Annotated in this window: 18 protein-coding genes and 1 pseudogene; 11 read left to right on the top strand and 8 right to left on the bottom strand. The window is 74.8% G+C overall.

Annotated elements, in window-relative coordinates; translation table 11 throughout:
• Positions 1-80: 80 nt before the first annotated feature.
• The gene (locus PV343_RS31750) at positions 81-818 is read right to left on the bottom strand and encodes a nucleopolyhedrovirus P10 family protein (protein ID WP_319150489.1); all 738 of its coding nucleotides are present in this window, start codon (positions 816-818) and stop codon (positions 81-83) included.
• 87 nt (positions 819-905) lie between these two features.
• On the opposite strand from PV343_RS31750, the gene PV343_RS31745 reads away from it, so the two are divergent.
• The 5 genes from PV343_RS31745 to amaP are packed head-to-tail and all read left to right on the top strand — an operon-like array spanning position 906 to position 3,228.
• Positions 906-1,382, top strand: coding sequence for an Asp23/Gls24 family envelope stress response protein (locus PV343_RS31745; RefSeq protein WP_319150488.1), 477 nt, complete (start codon positions 906-908; stop codon positions 1,380-1,382).
• A gap of 49 nt (positions 1,383-1,431) precedes the next feature.
• Entirely contained in the window at positions 1,432-1,626 is a 195-nt protein-coding gene (locus tag PV343_RS31740) for a hypothetical protein (RefSeq protein WP_319150487.1), read from the top strand.
• Positions 1,623-2,006, top strand: coding sequence for a hypothetical protein (locus tag PV343_RS31735; protein WP_319150486.1), 384 nt, complete (start codon positions 1,623-1,625; stop codon positions 2,004-2,006). The genes PV343_RS31740 and PV343_RS31735 overlap by 4 nt, the downstream gene beginning before the upstream one ends.
• Positions 2,003-2,641: a DUF6286 domain-containing protein gene (locus PV343_RS31730; protein ID WP_319150485.1), complete on the top strand. Its 639-nt coding sequence runs from the start codon at positions 2,003-2,005 to the stop codon at positions 2,639-2,641. The genes PV343_RS31735 and PV343_RS31730 overlap by 4 nt, the downstream gene beginning before the upstream one ends.
• The gene (gene amaP, locus PV343_RS31725; protein ID WP_319150484.1) at positions 2,638-3,228 is read left to right on the top strand and encodes an alkaline shock response membrane anchor protein AmaP; all 591 of its coding nucleotides are present in this window, start codon (positions 2,638-2,640) and stop codon (positions 3,226-3,228) included. Before PV343_RS31730 ends, amaP begins: the two co-directional genes overlap by 4 nt.
• 40 nt (positions 3,229-3,268) lie before the next feature.
• Here amaP and PV343_RS31720 read toward each other — a convergent pair whose 3' ends face one another.
• The 5 genes and pseudogenes from PV343_RS31720 to PV343_RS31700 form a co-directional block, all read right to left on the bottom strand.
• Positions 3,269-4,024: an SDR family oxidoreductase gene (locus PV343_RS31720; protein ID WP_319150483.1), complete on the bottom strand. Its 756-nt coding sequence runs from the start codon at positions 4,022-4,024 to the stop codon at positions 3,269-3,271.
• Positions 4,025-4,094: 70 nt separating this feature from the next.
• A pseudogene (locus PV343_RS31715) lies at positions 4,095-4,220 on the bottom strand (glycoside hydrolase family 15 protein); the annotation flags it as partial.
• 38 nt (positions 4,221-4,258) lie between these two features.
• Positions 4,259-5,053 carry an SURF1 family protein gene (locus tag PV343_RS31710; protein ID WP_319150482.1) on the bottom strand — a complete coding sequence of 265 codons (795 nt, stop codon included), beginning with the start codon at positions 5,051-5,053 and terminating at the stop codon, positions 4,259-4,261.
• Positions 5,054-5,102: 49 nt separating this feature from the next.
• Entirely contained in the window at positions 5,103-5,336 is a 234-nt protein-coding gene (locus tag PV343_RS31705; RefSeq protein ID WP_020939201.1) for a hypothetical protein, read from the bottom strand.
• Positions 5,337-5,432: 96 nt separating this feature from the next.
• The gene (locus tag PV343_RS31700) at positions 5,433-6,419 is read right to left on the bottom strand and encodes a DEDDh family exonuclease (RefSeq protein WP_319150481.1); all 987 of its coding nucleotides are present in this window, start codon (positions 6,417-6,419) and stop codon (positions 5,433-5,435) included.
• A gap of 288 nt (positions 6,420-6,707) precedes the next feature.
• On the opposite strand from PV343_RS31700, the gene PV343_RS31695 reads away from it, so the two are divergent.
• The 6 genes from PV343_RS31695 to PV343_RS31670 all read left to right on the top strand — a co-directional run bounded on the left by PV343_RS31695 (position 6,708) and on the right by PV343_RS31670 (position 12,859).
• Positions 6,708-7,505, top strand: a complete 798-nt coding sequence (locus tag PV343_RS31695; protein ID WP_319150480.1) for an acetoacetate decarboxylase family protein — start codon at positions 6,708-6,710, stop codon at positions 7,503-7,505.
• The gene (locus tag PV343_RS31690) at positions 7,505-8,389 is read left to right on the top strand and encodes an SDR family NAD(P)-dependent oxidoreductase (protein WP_319150479.1); all 885 of its coding nucleotides are present in this window, start codon (positions 7,505-7,507) and stop codon (positions 8,387-8,389) included. The genes PV343_RS31695 and PV343_RS31690 overlap by 1 nt, the downstream gene beginning before the upstream one ends.
• A 12-nt stretch (positions 8,390-8,401) precedes the next feature.
• On the top strand, positions 8,402-9,685 hold the full coding sequence (locus PV343_RS31685; RefSeq protein WP_319150478.1) for an amidohydrolase family protein: 1,284 nt from the start codon (positions 8,402-8,404) through the stop codon (positions 9,683-9,685).
• On the top strand, positions 9,682-10,908 hold the full coding sequence (locus PV343_RS31680; RefSeq protein ID WP_319150477.1) for an amidohydrolase family protein: 1,227 nt from the start codon (positions 9,682-9,684) through the stop codon (positions 10,906-10,908). Before PV343_RS31685 ends, PV343_RS31680 begins: the two co-directional genes overlap by 4 nt.
• Positions 10,909-10,963: 55 nt before the next feature.
• Positions 10,964-11,674: a VIT family protein gene (locus PV343_RS31675; protein ID WP_319150476.1), complete on the top strand. Its 711-nt coding sequence runs from the start codon at positions 10,964-10,966 to the stop codon at positions 11,672-11,674.
• Positions 11,675-11,809: 135 nt separating this feature from the next.
• Positions 11,810-12,859 (top strand): zinc-dependent alcohol dehydrogenase family protein, encoded by a 1,050-nt coding sequence (locus PV343_RS31670; protein WP_319150475.1) that lies wholly within the window; start codon positions 11,810-11,812, stop codon positions 12,857-12,859.
• Between the two features lie 81 nt (positions 12,860-12,940).
• On the opposite strand, the gene PV343_RS31665 is transcribed toward PV343_RS31670, so the two are convergent.
• Entirely contained in the window at positions 12,941-14,320 is a 1,380-nt protein-coding gene (locus PV343_RS31665; protein ID WP_319150474.1) for a CoA transferase, read from the bottom strand.
• Positions 14,321-14,407: 87 nt separating this feature from the next.
• On the bottom strand, positions 14,408-15,934 hold the full coding sequence (locus PV343_RS31660) for a S8 family peptidase (RefSeq protein WP_319150473.1): 1,527 nt from the start codon (positions 15,932-15,934) through the stop codon (positions 14,408-14,410).
• Positions 15,935-16,020 lie beyond the last annotated feature (86 nt).

The raw sequence follows: 16,020 nt of genomic DNA, 5'->3' as shown, positions 1-16,020 counted from the left end.
TGACTGCCGTCCCGGACCCGGTGACCGCCGTTTCGGGCCCTGTGACGCACCGGCCGGTGGTGATGCCACCGGCGGTGCGGTCACTCCACGTCGGTGACCAGCACCGTCACCGCCGGGTGATCGTCGAAGGCGTCGCGGACCGCGATCCGCACCAGACGGGCCACGTCCACGGCCCGGTGCCCCGCGCCCGTCGTCAGTTCCACGCGCACCTGCCGGCGGGGCAGTGACGTGCCGACGGTGCTCCGCTCGATGCGCACCGCGCGGCCGAGTCCGCCGAGCGAACCGGTCAGCCGGGCCACCCCGGGCACCGCGAGCGCGGCCACGACCGCCCGGGCCTCGTCCGGGTCCGCCGCCTCCCGGGCGGCCTGCGGCCGCCGCACGGCGCGGGCCGCCCCGGGCCGCCCGTCGGCGGGCTCCGGCGCGTCCGTCTCCAGCAGGCCCGTCACCCTCAGGTCCACCTCCGTGACGGCGAGACCGAGGCGTTCGGCCGCGGCCGCCGCCAGCACCAGGCGCAGTCGCGCGGCCGTCTCCGGCAGCGGCTCCGTGGCGCCTGCCGCGAAGTCCGCCGTCACCCGGAGGGAGCCGGGCGGCAGGGCGCCCGGCGGCGGCGCCACCACCGGTTCCTGGACGTCGTCGGGATCGGCCGACGTGATCCGCAGCGCACCCAGCCGTACCCCGGGCAGGTCCGCCGCCGCGGCGGCCAGTACCGCCGCGGCCGCCCCCTCGGCGATCCACGCGCCGTCGCGCGGTCCGCCGAGCGGCAGCAGCCTGCCCAGCGCCAGTTGGTGCCTGACACCCTTTGTCCACCCGTCCGTCATTCCTCCAGCCTGCCGTATCCCCGGCGCGCAACCGCGCATCCTTGCTTACGGTGGTCGCAGGACGACGACCGAAAGGGACGTACGGCGATGACCGAGATGACGACGACCCCAGACGGTGACAACGAGCCCCAGGTGTCGACCCGCAAGCCCACCCGGCGGGGCGGCGGTGACCCGGCGACCCGGGGAAGGACCACCATCGCCGACGGCGTGGTGGAGAAGATCGCCGGTCTCGCGGCACGGGACGTGGTCGGCGTCCACGCCATGGGCAGCGGGCTGTCCCGCACCCTCGGTGCCGTGCGCGACCGGGTGCCGGGCGGCTCGAAGTCCGTGAGCCGGGGTGTGAAGGCCGAGGTCGGCGACGTGCAGACGGCGCTCGACCTGGAGATCGTCGTGGACTACGGCGTGTCGATCGGCGACGTCGCCCGCGCGGTGCGGGAGAACGTGGTCGCCGCCGTGGAGCGCATGACCGGACTCGAGGTGGTCGAGGTCAACATCGCGGTGAGCGACGTCAAGCTCCCCGAGGAGGAGGAAGAGGAGGAGCTCCAGCCGCCCCGCATCCAATGAGGCCTCCTCGGCCTCGCGTCCGCGTCCCTGACCAGCTGAGGAGCACCGCATGAGCATGGCCATGGTCGGCATGATCGCCGGAATGGCGCTGGGCTTCGCCGGCTGGTTCGGCGGGTTCGGGGCCTTCGTGCTGGTCGCGGCGCTGGGCGCCGTCGGCCTCGTCGCCGGCCGGTTCCTGGAGGGCGACCTGGAACTCGGCGACTTCTTCCGCACCCGCGACGACCGGCGCGACCGGCGGCGGTGACCGCCTTGAGCGCGGAGACCGGCACGGCGCGCCCGCCCCTGACCGTGGTGCCGCCCGGCGAGCGCGGCGCCCTCAGGATCGCCGACCGGGTCGTCGCGAAGATCGCCGCGCAGGCGGCGCGCGAGGCGCTCGCCCCGCTGCCCTCCGGCGCGGCGGCCCCGCACGCCACCGTGGTCGTGCACCACGACTCGGCCCGCGTCCGCGTCCATCTGGAACTGGGCTACCCGGGTGACATCGGCGCCCGCTGCGTCGCCGTGCGCCGCCGGGTCGTGGAGCGGGTGGGCGCGCTGCTGGACCTTCAGGTGCCCGAGGTCGCCGTCCGGGTCGAGCGGCTGCACCCGGCACCGGCGCCCGGCGCGCCCCACGGGAGGATCACATGAGCGAGACCGGGCCCCCCGCGGGCGGCACGGCCGGACCGCCCGTCCTCGACGCCGCCGGGCCTTCCGACGGCTCGCCGGCCCCGCGGCCGAGGAGCAGCGGCCGCTTCTGGTCGGCGCGCCGTGTCCCGGCCGGCATCGTGGCCGTGCTCCTGCTGGCCGGTTCGGCGCTGCTCCTGTACGACGTCGTCGCCGTGCGGGCCGGCCGGCCCGCGACGCGGTGGCGCCGGGCACTGGCCCGGCAGCTCGCCGAACGGCCCCTGGACGACATCTGGGTGCTGACCGGGGCGGGCGTGGCCGCCGCCCTCGGCCTGTGGCTGTTCGTGCTCGCCGTCACGCCCGGCCTGCGGAGTCTGCTGCCGATGCGACGCCCGCACCCCGACGTACGCGCCGGACTGCGGCGCGAGGCGGCCGCACAGGTGCTGCGCGACCGGGCCATGGAGGTCTCCGGCGTGCGGTCGGTGCGGGTGCGGCTGCGCCGCGGGCGGGCCGCCGTGCGCGCGCTGGCGCACTTCCGCGACCTCGACGAGGTGCGCGCCGACCTGGACGCCGTGCTCGGCGACGCGGTCGGCGGGCTCGGGCTGAGCCGGGTCCCCGCGCTGTCGGTGCGGGTCCGCCGGGCCGGACGGAAGGGGTGAGGCGGGTGCACCGGGGCGGTGTGAACCGGGTGGTGACCGCGCTCGTGGGTCTGGTGCTGCTCGCCGTGGGCGGCTCGGTGCTGGCAGTGGGCCTGGGCGTGCGCCCGCCCCACTGGTGGCTCCACTCCGGGCCGCACGACGTCCTGCTCAGCAGGGCGGAGCGCACCCACTGGCGGGACGCCGGCTGGTGGTGGCCGACGGTCATCGCCGTGCTGGCCGTGCTGGTGCTGCTCGCCCTGTGGTGGCTCACCGCGATCCTGCGCCGGCGCCGTCTGGCCGAGGTCGTGGTCGACACCGGCGACGGCGAGGGCGCCGTGCTGCGCGGGAAGGCCCTGGAGTCGGCGCTCGCCGCGGACGCGTCCCGGCAGCAGGGCGTGGCCGGCAGCGGCATCCTGCTGACGGGCCGCCGTACGGCACCGGCGGTGAGCGCCCGGCTCCGGCTGGACCCGGCGGTGGATCCCGCGGCGGCGCTGACCGCCTTCACCGGTCAGGCCCTGGCGCACGCCCGGGAGTCGGCGGGCCTTCCGGCACTTCCGGCCGAGGTGCGCCTGGGTGCGGTCGGGCACCGCCCGGAGCGGGTCACCTGACCCTGGCCCGACCGGGGCCCGACCGGCGCCAGACGGTCCGTCAGAACCCGTGCCGCATCCCGCCGTCCACCGGCACCATGATCCCGGTGAGGTAGGAGGCCGCCGGGGACAGCAGGAACGCCCCGACCCGCCCGAACTCCTCCGGCCTGCCGTACCGGCGCAGCGGGATCCGGGACTCGTTGGCGGCCCGGGTGGCCTCGGGGTCGGCGGACAGCCCGTCCAGCTCGCGCACGCGGTCGGTGTCGATGCGGGCCGGCAGCAGCCCGACGACCCGGATGCCCCGCGGTCCCAGCTCGTCCGCGATCGACTTGGCGAACCCGGCGAGCCCGGGCCGCAGGCCGTTGGAGATCGTCAGCCCCGGGATCGGCTCGTGCACCGACCCGGACAGCACGAACCCGATGACCCCGCCGTCCTCCAGCTCGGCCGCGGCCGCGCGGGCGAGCCGCACCGCGCCGAGGAACACCGACTCGAAGGCGCCCTGCCACTGCTCGTCCGTGTTGTCCGCGACGAACCCGGGGGCCGGACCGCCGACGCTCACGAGGACGCCGTGGAAGCCGCCGAAGTGCTCCCGGGCGGCCGCGACGAGCCGCTCGGCGGCCCCCGCCTCGGCGTTGTCGACGGCCACGCCGGCCGCGTTCGGGCCCAGTTCGGCCGCCGCGTCGGCGACCCGCTTCTCGTCCCGGCCGGTGATGACCACCTTCGCGCCGTCGGCGACGAGTTCCCGCGCGACCGCGTTGCCCAGTCCACGGGTGGCTCCGGTGACGACGTACACCCGGTCCTTCAGTCCAAGATCCATGGTTCCTATCCTGCCTGTTCGCCCCCGTAGAGGGCGAGGGCGGTGCTGACCAGCCCGATGTGGCTGAACGCCTGCGGGAAGTCGCCCCCACCATCACCTTGGAGTGCACGAAGTGGCGCCGACCACCGCGCACCTCCCACAGCCCCTCGTCGGGCTGCCGCCACGCCGACACCAGGAACTTCATCAGCGCGCACCGGGGGTGCGCCGGGGGAGTGAGGTACCGGGGCGGGGCCGTCACACGGCGGCCGGCTGCTCCTCCGGGTCGTGCTCGGCCGCGGCCTCCTCGCGGTCCCGAAGCTCACGCCGGACGAGGAACCACCAGCCCACCGGGACCGCCGCGGCGAACAGCCACCACTGGAGCATGTACGCGTAGTTCAGCGGCGCGTCCTCGCTGCCGGGGTCGGAGATCTGCTCCGGGGAGCCGCCCTTGGCGCCCGGGGCCGTCTGCTCGACGTACCCGCCGAGCACCTGGGCGCCGAGCCGCCGTGCCTCCTCCGCGCTGTTGATCAGCATGATCTGCCGGTCCGGCAGGCCCTTGACGTTCTTGATGCCGCTCGCGGCGGTGGTCTCGTCGGCCATCAGCCGTCCGCTGACGGTGGTGCGACCGGCGGGCGGCGCGGGGATCCGGGGGAAGTCGGTCTGCGCGCCGTTCGCGGGGATCCAGCCCCGGTTGACCAGCAGCACCTTCTTGTCCGGGAGGACGAACGGGGTCAGGACGTGGAAGCCGACCTCGCCGTCGGAGCTGGTCCGGCGCCGGACCACGACCTCGCGGGCGGTGTCGAAGGTGCCGGTCGCGGTGACCGTGCGGTACCTCTCGGTGCGGCTGACGGCGTGGCCGGGGGAGGTGAGCCGCTCCACGGGGACCGGCTCGGCGTGCAGTGCGCCGGAGACCAGGTTGTTGCGCGCGGTGCGCTCCTCGTACCGGTGCTGCTGCCAGAAGCCGAGCCTTATCATCGCCGGGATCAGCGCGATCGCGACGAGGGTGAGGATCACCCACTGGCGGGACAGCAGGAAGCGGTAGCGGTGCACCCCACGACGTTACCTCCGGGCCGTGGGGTGCCGTGCGCCGGGTACCGCGTCACACCCGGTCCACCACCCCCGTCCGGCCCTCCGCCCGGGCGCAGTGGGCGCCGCAGTACCAGTGGCCCTCCACCTCCACGCCCTGCCCGATGATCTGCACCCGGCAGTGCTCGCAGATGGGGGCCATGCGGTGGATCGCACAGGAGAAGCAGTCGAACACGTGGACTGCGCCCTGGGCGTGGACCTCGAAGGTCATTCCGTAGTCATTGCCGCAAACTTCGCATCTCGCCATGCGCCACAGGGTGAGCCGTCGCCGGTCCCCGGGCGAGCGGACGCGGGGCGAGTCGCCGGGAATCACCCGTCCGTACGGTCGGCCCGGTGGCCGCCGTCACCCGTCGGCGGGCTCCACATCACGCAGCAGCTGCCCGAACGCGGCCTCGTCGACGACCGGCGTGCCGAACTGCCGCGCCTTGACCACCTTCGAGGTGCCCGACTCGGGATCGTTGGTGACCAGGAGGCTGGTCAGCCGCGACAGACTGGTCGCCACGTGCAGCCCGGCCTCGGTCGCCCGGTCCTCCAGCAGCTCACGCTCGGTGGAGGTGTCCCCGGAGAACGCCACCCGCATGCCCTGTTTGAGGCGTTTGCCGTCCTCGTAGCGGCCCGGGTTGGGGTAGGGGCAGGCGGGCCGCTTCCGGGACGGACGCCAGCTCGACGGCTGGTGGCCGCCGTACCCGCCGCTCGCCTGTCGGCCGATCCGGGGCGTGTCCGACCACTCCGTCAGCGGCCGGCACTCCAGCAGCGGCAGCCGGACGCCGTCCGCCGCCGCGGCCCGCAGGCTGGGCCGGAACGCCTCGGCCAGCACGCGCGCGTCGTCCAGCGCGTGGTGCGCCCGCCGCTGGACCACCCCGAAGTGCGCCGCCAGCGACTCCAGCTTGAAGTTGGGCAGTGGCAGCCCCAGCTCTTTGGACAGCGCGATGGTGCACAGCCGCTGCCGCACCGGTGCCTCGCGCCGGGCGCGCGCGTACTCGCGGGCGATCATCTGCCAGTCGAAGACCGCGTTGTGCGCGACCAGGACCCGGCCGTCCAGCCGGGCGGCGAACTCCTCGGCCACGTCCGCGAAGAGGGGCGCCCCCTCCAGCACCTCGCTCGTCAGGCCGTGTATCCACACGGGCCCCGGATCGCGCTCCGGGTTGACCAGGGTGTACCAGTGGTCCTCGACCTCGCCGCGCCCGTCCAGCCGGTAGACGGCCGCCGAGATGATCCGGTCGTCCCGGGCCAGGCCGGTGGTCTCCACGTCAACGACCGCGTATCCCTGCGGATACGCGGCCGGCCACAGGGTGGGGGAGGACACTGCGGTCGCACGGTCTTCGAGCATGGTCACTGAGGATACGGGCCGCCACCGACAGTTCCGTCCCCCAGGGGCGTACGCCGCCTCCGCGCGCCCGCCCGGCCGCTCGGCGGTCGTACGCGCGTACGTGTCCGACGAGTTGCGGAAAGTCCGCCATGTCCCTTTGGTGAGCGGCGGCGCCGGCCGGCCCGCGTGCCGATCGGTCCGTGCACGTCTCTTCACCCCGTTCGCCGGCTGCGGTAACTGTGTGACAGATGACGGCCCGTCAGAAACGGCGGGAGCGTCAGGGACGTCGGGAGAAGGGCGGTACGGCGTATGGCACGCGTACGGTACGGCGCACGGACCGAACGGGAGACCGCCGCCACCCGCACGGCGGCCGCCCGGCTCCCGGACATCTGGTCCACCGGGGTGACCGCCCTCTGGGAGACCGACCCCGACGCGGTCGCGGCGGTGCTGCCACCACCCCTGAAGCCCACCGGCAGCCCGCTCGTCCGCGTGAGCATCAGCGAGGTCGCGCTCCCGGGATACCCGCTCGGCGCCGGCTCCGTCGCGGTCGCCGCCGCCCACGGCGCGGTCGACGGCTGGTACCCGCTGGTGATGCCGATGACCCACGAGCGCGCCCTGACCGGCGGCCGCGAGGTCTTCGGGGAACCCAAGAAGCTCGGCCGGGTGGCCGTCGAGCGCGATGGCCCCGCCCTGCGGGCCTCGCTGGAACGGCACGGCATCGCCTTCGTGGAGGTGCGCGGCACGGTGAGCGGAGCGCTGCCCCTGCCGGAGCCGTCGCGCAGGACCGACTTCTACTTCAAGTTCCTCCCCGCAGTGGACGGTTCCGGCTTCGACGGCGACCCCGTCCTGGTGCACTGCGTACGGCACGAACGGGTGCGCAGACTGGAGCGGATCACCGGCGACGTGGTCCTGCGCGAGTCCGCCTTCGACCCCGTCGCCGACCTCCCGGTGCTGCGCCTGCGCGAGATCACCGCGGGCGAGCGGACCAGCGACCAGAGCGGCCGGGTCGCCGAACGGGTCGACGCCCGGGCCCTGCTGCCGTACGTCCACCAGCGCTACGACGACCCGCTCCAGGCCCACGACGGACCCCCCGAGAGGAGCACGTGATGGACCTGCGCCCGGGACAGGTCGCCGTCGTCACCGGCGCCGCGAGCGGCATCGGCCTCGCCCTGGCCGCGCGGTTCGCCGCCGAGGGCCTGAAGGTCGTCCTCGCCGACGTCGAGGAGGCCGCGCTGGAGAAGGCCGCCGCCGGCCTGCGCGCCCGGGGCGCCGACGTGCACGCGCGCGTGACCGACGTCGGCGTGCGCGAACAGGTCGTGGCCCTGGCCGAGTCGGCGTACGACACCTACGGCGCCGTGCACGTCCTGTGCAACAACGCCGGGGTCGGCTCGGGCGCCGAGGGCCGGATGTGGGAGCACGACCCGAACGACTGGCGGTGGGCCTTCGCCGTCAACGTCTGGGGCGTCTTCCACGGCATCCAGGCGTTCGTCCCCCGGATGATCGGCTCCGGGCAGCCCGGCCACGTCGTCAACACGTCCTCCGGCGACGGCGGCATCGCACCCCTGCCGACCGCCTCGGTGTACGCGGTCACCAAGGCCGCCGTCGTCACCATGACCGAGTCCCTGTACGCCCATCTGCGGGCCGAGCACGCGCGCGTGGGCGCCTCCGTGCTCTTCCCCGGGCCGCACATGCTGCGCACCGGCCTGTGGGAGTCGTACCGCAACCGCCCCGACCGCTACGCCAAGCGGCGGCCCCGCAGGACGCCGTACCGCAGCCTCGGCCAGTGGGAGGCCGCCATGCGCGCGGCCGGTCACGAGGTCCGCTACACCCCCGTCGAGGAGGTCGCGGACCTGGTCGTGGACGGCGTCCGGGCCGACCGGTTCTGGCTGCTGCCGGCGAGCGAGCACAGCGACGACCGGATCCGCGCGCGGGCGCGCTCGATGCTGGAGCGCGCCGCCCCGTCGTACCTCGAGAGCTTCATCCTGGACTGAGAGGGGGTCGTGGTGGCCGACCGTGACCCGTACCTGATCATCTCCTCCGACTGCCACGCCGGACCGCCCACCGAGCGGTACCGGCCCTACCTGGAGTCACGCTTCCACCGGGACTTCGACGAGTTCCTCGCGGGCCGCGACCGGCGCCGCGAGGACATGACACGGCTCGGCATCCGCGACGAGGCGTTCGCCGAACGGTGGTTCCACGACCACGAGGAGGGACTGCGCGGCGGCTGGGACAGCGCGCGGCGCCTGAAGGAACTCGACGGGGACGGAGTGGCCGCCGAGGTCGTCTTCCCGGACGCCGACGCCGTGGACAGCCGCACCGCCGCGCCCTTCGGCGTGGGCCTCGGCCTGTCCGGCGACCACGACCCCGCACTCGGCATGGCGGGCGCCCGGGCGCACAACCGCTGGCTCGCCGACTTCGTCTCCGCCCGCCCCGAACGGCACTGCGGGGTCGCCCTGCTGCCCGTCACGGCCCCCGTCGAACAGGTCGTCGCCGAGATCCACCGGGCCCGGGAGTCCGGGCTGCGCGCCTTGATGATCCCCGCCATGTGGGGCGCCAGGGAGCCGTACCACGACCGCCGCTACGACCCGGTGTGGGCGGCCGCCGCCGCGTGCGGCATGCCCGTGCTCACCCACTCGGGGGCGGCCCCGCGCGAGGAGTACGGCGACCACCTCGGCATCTACGTGAGCGAGGTGACCTGGTGGCCCGCCAGGCCGCTGTGGTTCCTGCTCTGGTCCGGCGTCCTCGAACGCCACCCCGGACTGCGGTTCGGCATCGCGGAGTCGGGCTGCTGGTGGCTGCCGAACCTGCTGTGGTTCATGGACCGCCTCTACCTCGGCGCGCACGGCGGCAAGAAGCTCTCCCCGTTCCGGGAGCTGAGCCGCCCGCCGCACGAGTACCTCGACCGGCAGGTCTTCGTCTGCGCCACCAACACCAAGCGGCGCGAGCTGGCCCAGCGCTACGAGATCGGCGTCGACAACATCCTCTGGGGCAGCGACTTCCCGCACCCCGAGGGCACCTGGCCGGACACCCGAGGCTGGCTGCGGCGCACCTTCCACGACATCCCGGTGACCGAGACCCGCCGGATGCTCGGCCTCGCGGCGGCCGAGGTCTTCGGCTTCGACGTGCCCACCCTCGCCCCGCTGGCCCGGCGCATCGGCCCCACCCCCGCCGACCTCGGCCAGCCCGCCGACCAGAGCGCCGTGGAGGCGTCCTGGGCGCGCTCGCGCGAGACCGGCCGGCACTGGCTGACCGGCCACGACTTCCCGGTGCTGGGGGCGACCCGATGAGCGACCGCTACACGGTGATCTCCGCCGACTGCCACGCCGGGGCCGACCTCCTGGACTACCGGCCGTACCTGGACAAGCGGTACCACGACGACTTCGACCTCTGGGCGGCCACCTACGTCAACCCCCACGAGGACCTGCTCGCCGACTCCGCCGACCGGAACTGGAACTCGGAACGGCGCCTCGCCGAGCTGGAGTCCGACGGCATCGTCGCCGAGGTCGTCTTCCCCAACACGATCCCGCCCTTCTTCCCGTCCGGCTCCCTCATGGCCCCGCCGCCCACCACCGAGGACTTCGAACGGCGCTGGGCCGGACTGCGCGCCCACAACCGCTGGCTCGCCGACTTCTGCGCCGCCGCGCCCGGCCGCCGCGCGGGCGTCTTCCAGATCCTCCTCGGAGACGTCGAGGAGGCCGTCCGGGAGATCCGCTGGGCCGCCGCGGCCGGCCTCAAGGGCGGCCTGATGCTGCCCGGCACCCCGCCCGGCAGCGGACTGCCCGAGCTGTACTCGCGCACCTACGACCCGATCTGGGCCGCCTGCGCGGAACTCGGCGTCCCCGTCAACCACCACGCGGGCTCGGCCTCACCGCCGCTCGGCGACGAACCCGCCGCCCGCGCGGTCTTCATGGTCGAGACGACCTGGTTCTCCCACCGCGCGCTCTGGCACCTCGTCTTCGGCGGCGCCTTCCGCCGCCACCCGGGACTGCGCCTGGTCCTCACCGAGCAGGGCTCCGGCTGGATCCCCGGCGTCCTCGACATGCTGGACTACTACCACGGCCGCCTCGTCGCGGCCGCCTCCCGGAGCGCCACCGCCGAGGCCAGGTTCGGCGCCGGCCTCGCCGCCGGCATGGGCCGGCCGCCCTCCGAGGTCTGGCACGACAACTGCTATGTCGGCGCCAGCTTCATGCGCCCGCACGAGGTCCCGCTGCGCGACCGCATCGGCGTCGACAAGATCATGTGGGGCAGCGACTACCCGCACGACGAGGGCACCTACCCCTACACCCGCGAGGGCCTGCGCTACGCCTGCGCCGACGTCCCGCGCGCGGAGCTGACGGCCCTGCTCGGCGGCAACGCGGCCCGCGTCTACGGCTTCGACCTCGGCCTGCTGGACCCGATAGCGGCCCGGGTGGGCCCGACCGTGGCCGAGATCGCCGAGCCGCTGCGCGAGCCGCCGGCCGACGCGACGAGCCCGCTCTTCGCCCGGGGGGCGTCGGTGCGGGTGTGGTGAAGGCCCGGGGCGCCGGTGCCACCGGTCCGGCAGCCGGGATGCGATCCTCCGTCCTGTGACGGAACCCACCCACGACGAGGCCCACGCGGGCGCGCTCGGCATCCGGCTGAACTGGCTGCGCGCGGCCGTGCTGGGCGCCAACGACGGCATCGTCTCCACCGCGGGCCTGGTCGTAGGCGTGGCCGGCGCCACCGAGGACCGGGCCGCCCTGCTCACCGCCGGCCTGGCGGGGCTGCTCGCCGGCTCGATGTCCATGGCGGCGGGCGAGTACGTCTCGGTGTCCACCCAGCGCGACTCCGAGATGGCCGCGCTGGCCGTGGAGAAACGGGAGCTGCGCGAGCAGCCGGAGGCCGAGCTGGAGGAGCTGACCGAGATGCTGCGGGTGCGCGGCCTGTCCCGGGGGGTGGCCCGGGAGGCCGCCGAACAGCTCACCGCGCGGGACGCGCTCAGGGCGCACGCGCGCGTGGAGCTCGGCATCGACCCGGACGAGCTGACCAACCCCTGGCACGCGGCCTGGGCCAGCTTCCTGGCCTTCACCGTGGGCGCGCTGCTGCCCCTGCTGGCCATCGTGCTGCCCCCGGCCGCCTGGCGGCTCCCGGTCACCGTGGTGTCCGTGCTGGCCGCGCTCGTCCTCACCGGCTGGAGCAGCGCCCGGCTCGGGGCGGCCGACCCCCGGCGCGCGGTGCTGCGCAACGTCCTGGGCGGCGCGCTCGCGATGCTGGTCACCTACGTCACCGGGAGACTGCTGGGCGCGGCCGGGGTGTGAGGCCCGCGCCGGGCGGCCGCCGCCGTCACCGGGCACCTCGATGAGCGGCCGGGGAACGCGGCGGCGTACCGTGAAGTGCGCCCGACCACCCCCTGGGCGCGTCGCAGTACTCCCCGCACGAGAAGGACCCTCGTTATGCGCGCCACCACCATCCACGCCCCGTACGACATGCGCGTGGAGGACGTGCCCGACCCCATGGTGCAGCTGCCCACCGACGCCGTGGTGCGGGTGCTGCGCTCCTGCATCTGCGGCAGCGACCTGTGGGCGTACCGCGGTGAGGCGGCCCGGCAGCCGGGCCAGCGCATCGGGCACGAGTTCCTCGGCGTCGTCGAGGAGACCGGCTCCGAGGTGGCCACGGTGCGGCGCGGCGACCTGGTGGTCGCGCCCTTCATGTGGTCCGACGGCGTCTGCGACTACTGCCGCGAGGGCCTGACGACCTCCTGCGAGCACGGCGGCTTCTGGGGCGCCGTCGGCTACGACGGCGGGCAGGGCGAGGCCGTGCGCGTGCCGTTCGCCGACGGCACCCTCGTCGGGCTGCCCAAGGAGGCGGCCTCCGACGACCACCTGCTGTCCGCCCTGCTGACCCTCTCCGACGTCCTCGGCACCGGCCACCACGCCGCCCTCGGCGCGGGCGCGCGCCCCGGGGCCACGGTCGCCGTCGTCGGCGACGGCGCGGTCGGCCTGTGTGCGGTGCTGGCCGCCAAGCGGCTGGGCGCCGAGCGGATCATCGCGCTGGGCCGGCACGAGGTCCGCACCGACATCGCGCGCCGGTTCGGCGCCACCGACGTCGTCGCCGAGCGCGGCGAGGCGGCCGTCGAGGCCGTCCGCGAGCTCACCCGCGGCCAGGGCGCGCACGCCGTCGTCGAGGCGGTCGGCACCGAGCAGTCCATGCGCACGGCCGTGAACATCACCCGCGACGGCGGCGCCATCGGCTTCGTGGGCGTGCCCCACGGCAGCGGCACCGGCCTCGACCTCGGCGTCATGTTCGACCGGAACATCGCCCTGCGCGGCGGCGTCGCGCCGGTCCGCGCCTACATCCCCGAGCTGCTGCCCGACGTCCTCGACGGCTCCATCGACCCCTCGCCGGTCTTCGACATGACCGTCGGCGTGGAGGGCGTCCCGGAGGGCTACAAGGCGATGGACGAGCGCACCGCGCTCAAGGTGCTCGTGACCAACGGCGGGTGACGTCCGGCCGGCCGCCCGGCGGGCGTGACGGCACCGCCCCGGCCCGGACGTCTCCGGCCGGGGCCGGGCCCGGCTCGGCGTTCAGTCCCAGGTGGCCGGGCCCGTGCCCCACGGCACGGGAGGCCGTGCCCAGTCGGTGGGGCCGCCTGCGAAGGACACCGGCGGCAGGGCGTGCCGCAGCCGGCCGAGGGGGCTGTCCGTCTCGGCCAGCCAGGGGACCGGGCCCGGGTACCCGGCGTCGTCCGCCGCCGGCTCCGGCCGGACCTCCCGGGTCAGCCAGAGCGCGGTCCGGGCGAGCGCCAGCCGCACCCCGCGGGCGTGTCCGTCGTACGACTGCTCGGTGACCGCCCGCAGGACGGCCGCAGCCAGCAGGTAGCCGGTGCCGTGGTCCAGCGCCTGCGCGGGCAGCGCGCCGGGCTCGCCGGCCGTCCCCTCCGTCGCCGCGATGCCCGTCGCGACCTGCACCAGGCTGTCGAAGCCGCGCCGCCCGCCCCAGGGCCCGTACCCGCCCCACGCCGAGACCTGGGCCACGACCAGCCCCGGGCGCCGCTCGGCGAGCGCGCGCGGGGACAGCCCGAACCGGTCGAGGGCGCCCGGCCGGTAGCCGGTGACCACGACGTCCGCCGAGGCCAGCAGCTCGTCGAAAGTGTCCCGGTCGGCGCCGAGGTCGAGCGTCGCCGAACGCTTGCCGAACCCCGTGTCGGCGTGCTGGTCCGGCAGTTCGGGCAGCCCCGGTGCGTCCAGCCGCAGCACGTCGGCGCCGAGCAGCGCCAGGGTGCGGGTGGCGACCGGACCGGCCAGTACCCGGGTCAGGTCCAGGACCCGCAGCCCGGCGGCGGGCAGCAGGGCAGCGGCGGCCGGGTCGAGCGGCGGCAGCACGCGCGGGGACGCCGGGGCCAGCCGCTCGCTCTCGACCAGGGGCCGTGCGGCGACCTCGGCGGCCTGCTCGTGCGCCGCCCACCGCGCCGGGGTGCGCAAGGCGACGGCGAGACCGCCCGCGCGGTACACCGTCTCCTCCACCTCCAGGGCGGAGCGACCGGCGAGCACGCCGGCGACGTCCGGCGCCGAGGCGTCCGGCCGCAGGTCCAGGGCGCCGAGCAGCCGGGCCCGGTGGTGCGGATAGTTGGCGTGGGTGCGGACCCAGCCGTCGGCCGTCCGCCAGAACCGCGACAGGGGAGCGAAGGCGACCGGCGCCCGCCCGTCGATCTGGAGCAGCCGCTCGCTGTGGAAGGCGGCGGCCACCGCGCCGTCGTCCACCCGCACCCCGGGCACCTCGGCATGCCCGGTCCGCCGCGCCCCGAGTTCGGCGGCGGCCAGCGCGCACGCGCCCACGCAGGCGCGGGCCAGCTCCCGCACGGGAAGCCTCGAGGGCAGCGTCCCCGCCCGCCCGACGGCCGTGACGGCCGGCAGGAGGGCGGGGTCACCGCCGAGCGCCGTCCACGCTGCATATTGATTGGTCATGCGTTAAGCATGCATTATTGATTCAATCAATATGAAGGCGGATCGGTGTACATGGCGGCGTCGGGCAGACCGGCGGGCCCCGTCGCCCTAGCGCACCGCACGCAGCGCGTTCACGACACCGAAGCCGTAGAACCCGTTGACGCGCTTGCCGCCGACGCAGGTGGCGTCCACGACCCCGTCGCCGTTCCAGTCGTAGGGTCCGTCCGGGCAGCCCGGGTTGTCCGCCTGCGCCTTCAGCAGCGCCCGCAGCTGCGCCGGAGTGGCGTGCGGGTGCGCCGACTTCAGCAGCGCGGCCACGGCGGCCACGTGCGGGGACGCCATCGACGTGCCCTGGAGGAAGCCGTACTGGTCGTTCGGCAGCGTGGACAGGATGCGGCCGTTCTGTGACGGCGTGTCCGGGATCTGGTACTTGTCGCCGCCCGGACCGGCCACGTCGATGACGCCCTGCCCGTAGCTGGAGTAGTACGACTTCGCGCCCTTGACGCCCACCGCGCTCACGGTGACCACGCCGGGCAACTGGGTCGGCACGTCGAAGCACTTGTGCGGGTCGACCGTACGGGGCACGGCGGTCGAGTCGTCGGGGCTGGAGTCGTCCTGGATCGCGTGCGAGTCGAGGTCGTCACCCGAGTTGCCGGCCGAGGCCACGTTGAGCGTGCCCTTGCGCTGTGCGTACAGCTGGGCCCTGTTGACCGCGTCCACGATGGCACGTTGATCGGGATCGTCCATGCAGTTGTACAGCCACGGGTCGACGTAGTAGCTGTTGTTGGTGATCTCGATGCCGTGGTCCGCCGCGAACACGAACGCGCAGACCACGCTCTCCGGGTAGAACAGCGAGGTCGCGTCCGGCTGGGCCACCGTGATGCTCGCGACCTTCACCCCGGGCGCCACGCCCGCCACGCCGATGCCGTTGCGGGCCGCGGCTATCTCGCCCGCCACATGGGTGCCGTGGTAGTGGTCGGCGTCCGCCGGCCGCCAGGCGCCGTACGTCGTGTCCGCCTTGCCGCTCACGCAGCTCGCGGACTGGGAGGCGGAGAAGTTCGGGGCTATGTCCGGGTGGGTGTCGTCCACACCCGTGTCGATCACACCGACGGTCACGTTCCGGCTTCCGGGGTTGATCGTGGCGGCCTTGTCCGCACCGATCGCCCGCAGGTCCCACTGGTCGGCCTCGAGGGGTTCCTCGCCCGGCGCCGCACCCTTGGTGATCTTCGCGGCCTCCGCCTTGGACAGGACCCGCACCGCGCCCTCGTCCGTCGTTCCGGCCGGGGCCAGCGGGGCGGTGCGCGTGGCGCCCGCCGAGTCCACGCCCCGCACCGCACGCATCCGGGCGCCGAAGTCGGGGGCCGCGGAGTGCGCGACGATCACACCGATCCGGTCGTAACTCGCCACCACCGTGCCGCCGTTGCGCGTGATCGCCCGCGTCACCGACTCGACCGTGCGGTGGTCCGTCGAGGTGTTGACCACATACGCGAGGTTCGGGCCGTCCGCAGTCCGCGCCGTCGCGGCAGCCGGGGTCGACGCCGAGGCCGCCGTCGGCAGGAAGCCGAGCGAGGCGGTCAGCGACAGCACGACCGGCACGGCGAGCGCGAGTCGGCGTCTGGAACGCAGATGAGCCATGGGATCTCCACATCATCCGGATACGGAACCGCCCGAGACACAGGTGGTGCTCGGGCAGGTACATGACGGGTGGTGCCAGGCCGAAG

This window comes from Streptomyces sp. WI03-4A, from assembly GCF_033792105.1.
Taxonomy (GTDB): domain Bacteria; phylum Actinomycetota; class Actinomycetes; order Streptomycetales; family Streptomycetaceae; genus Streptomyces; species Streptomyces collinus_A.
Note: the sequence above shows the minus strand (reverse complement) of the source record. Positions and strands in the feature narration are given on the sequence as shown.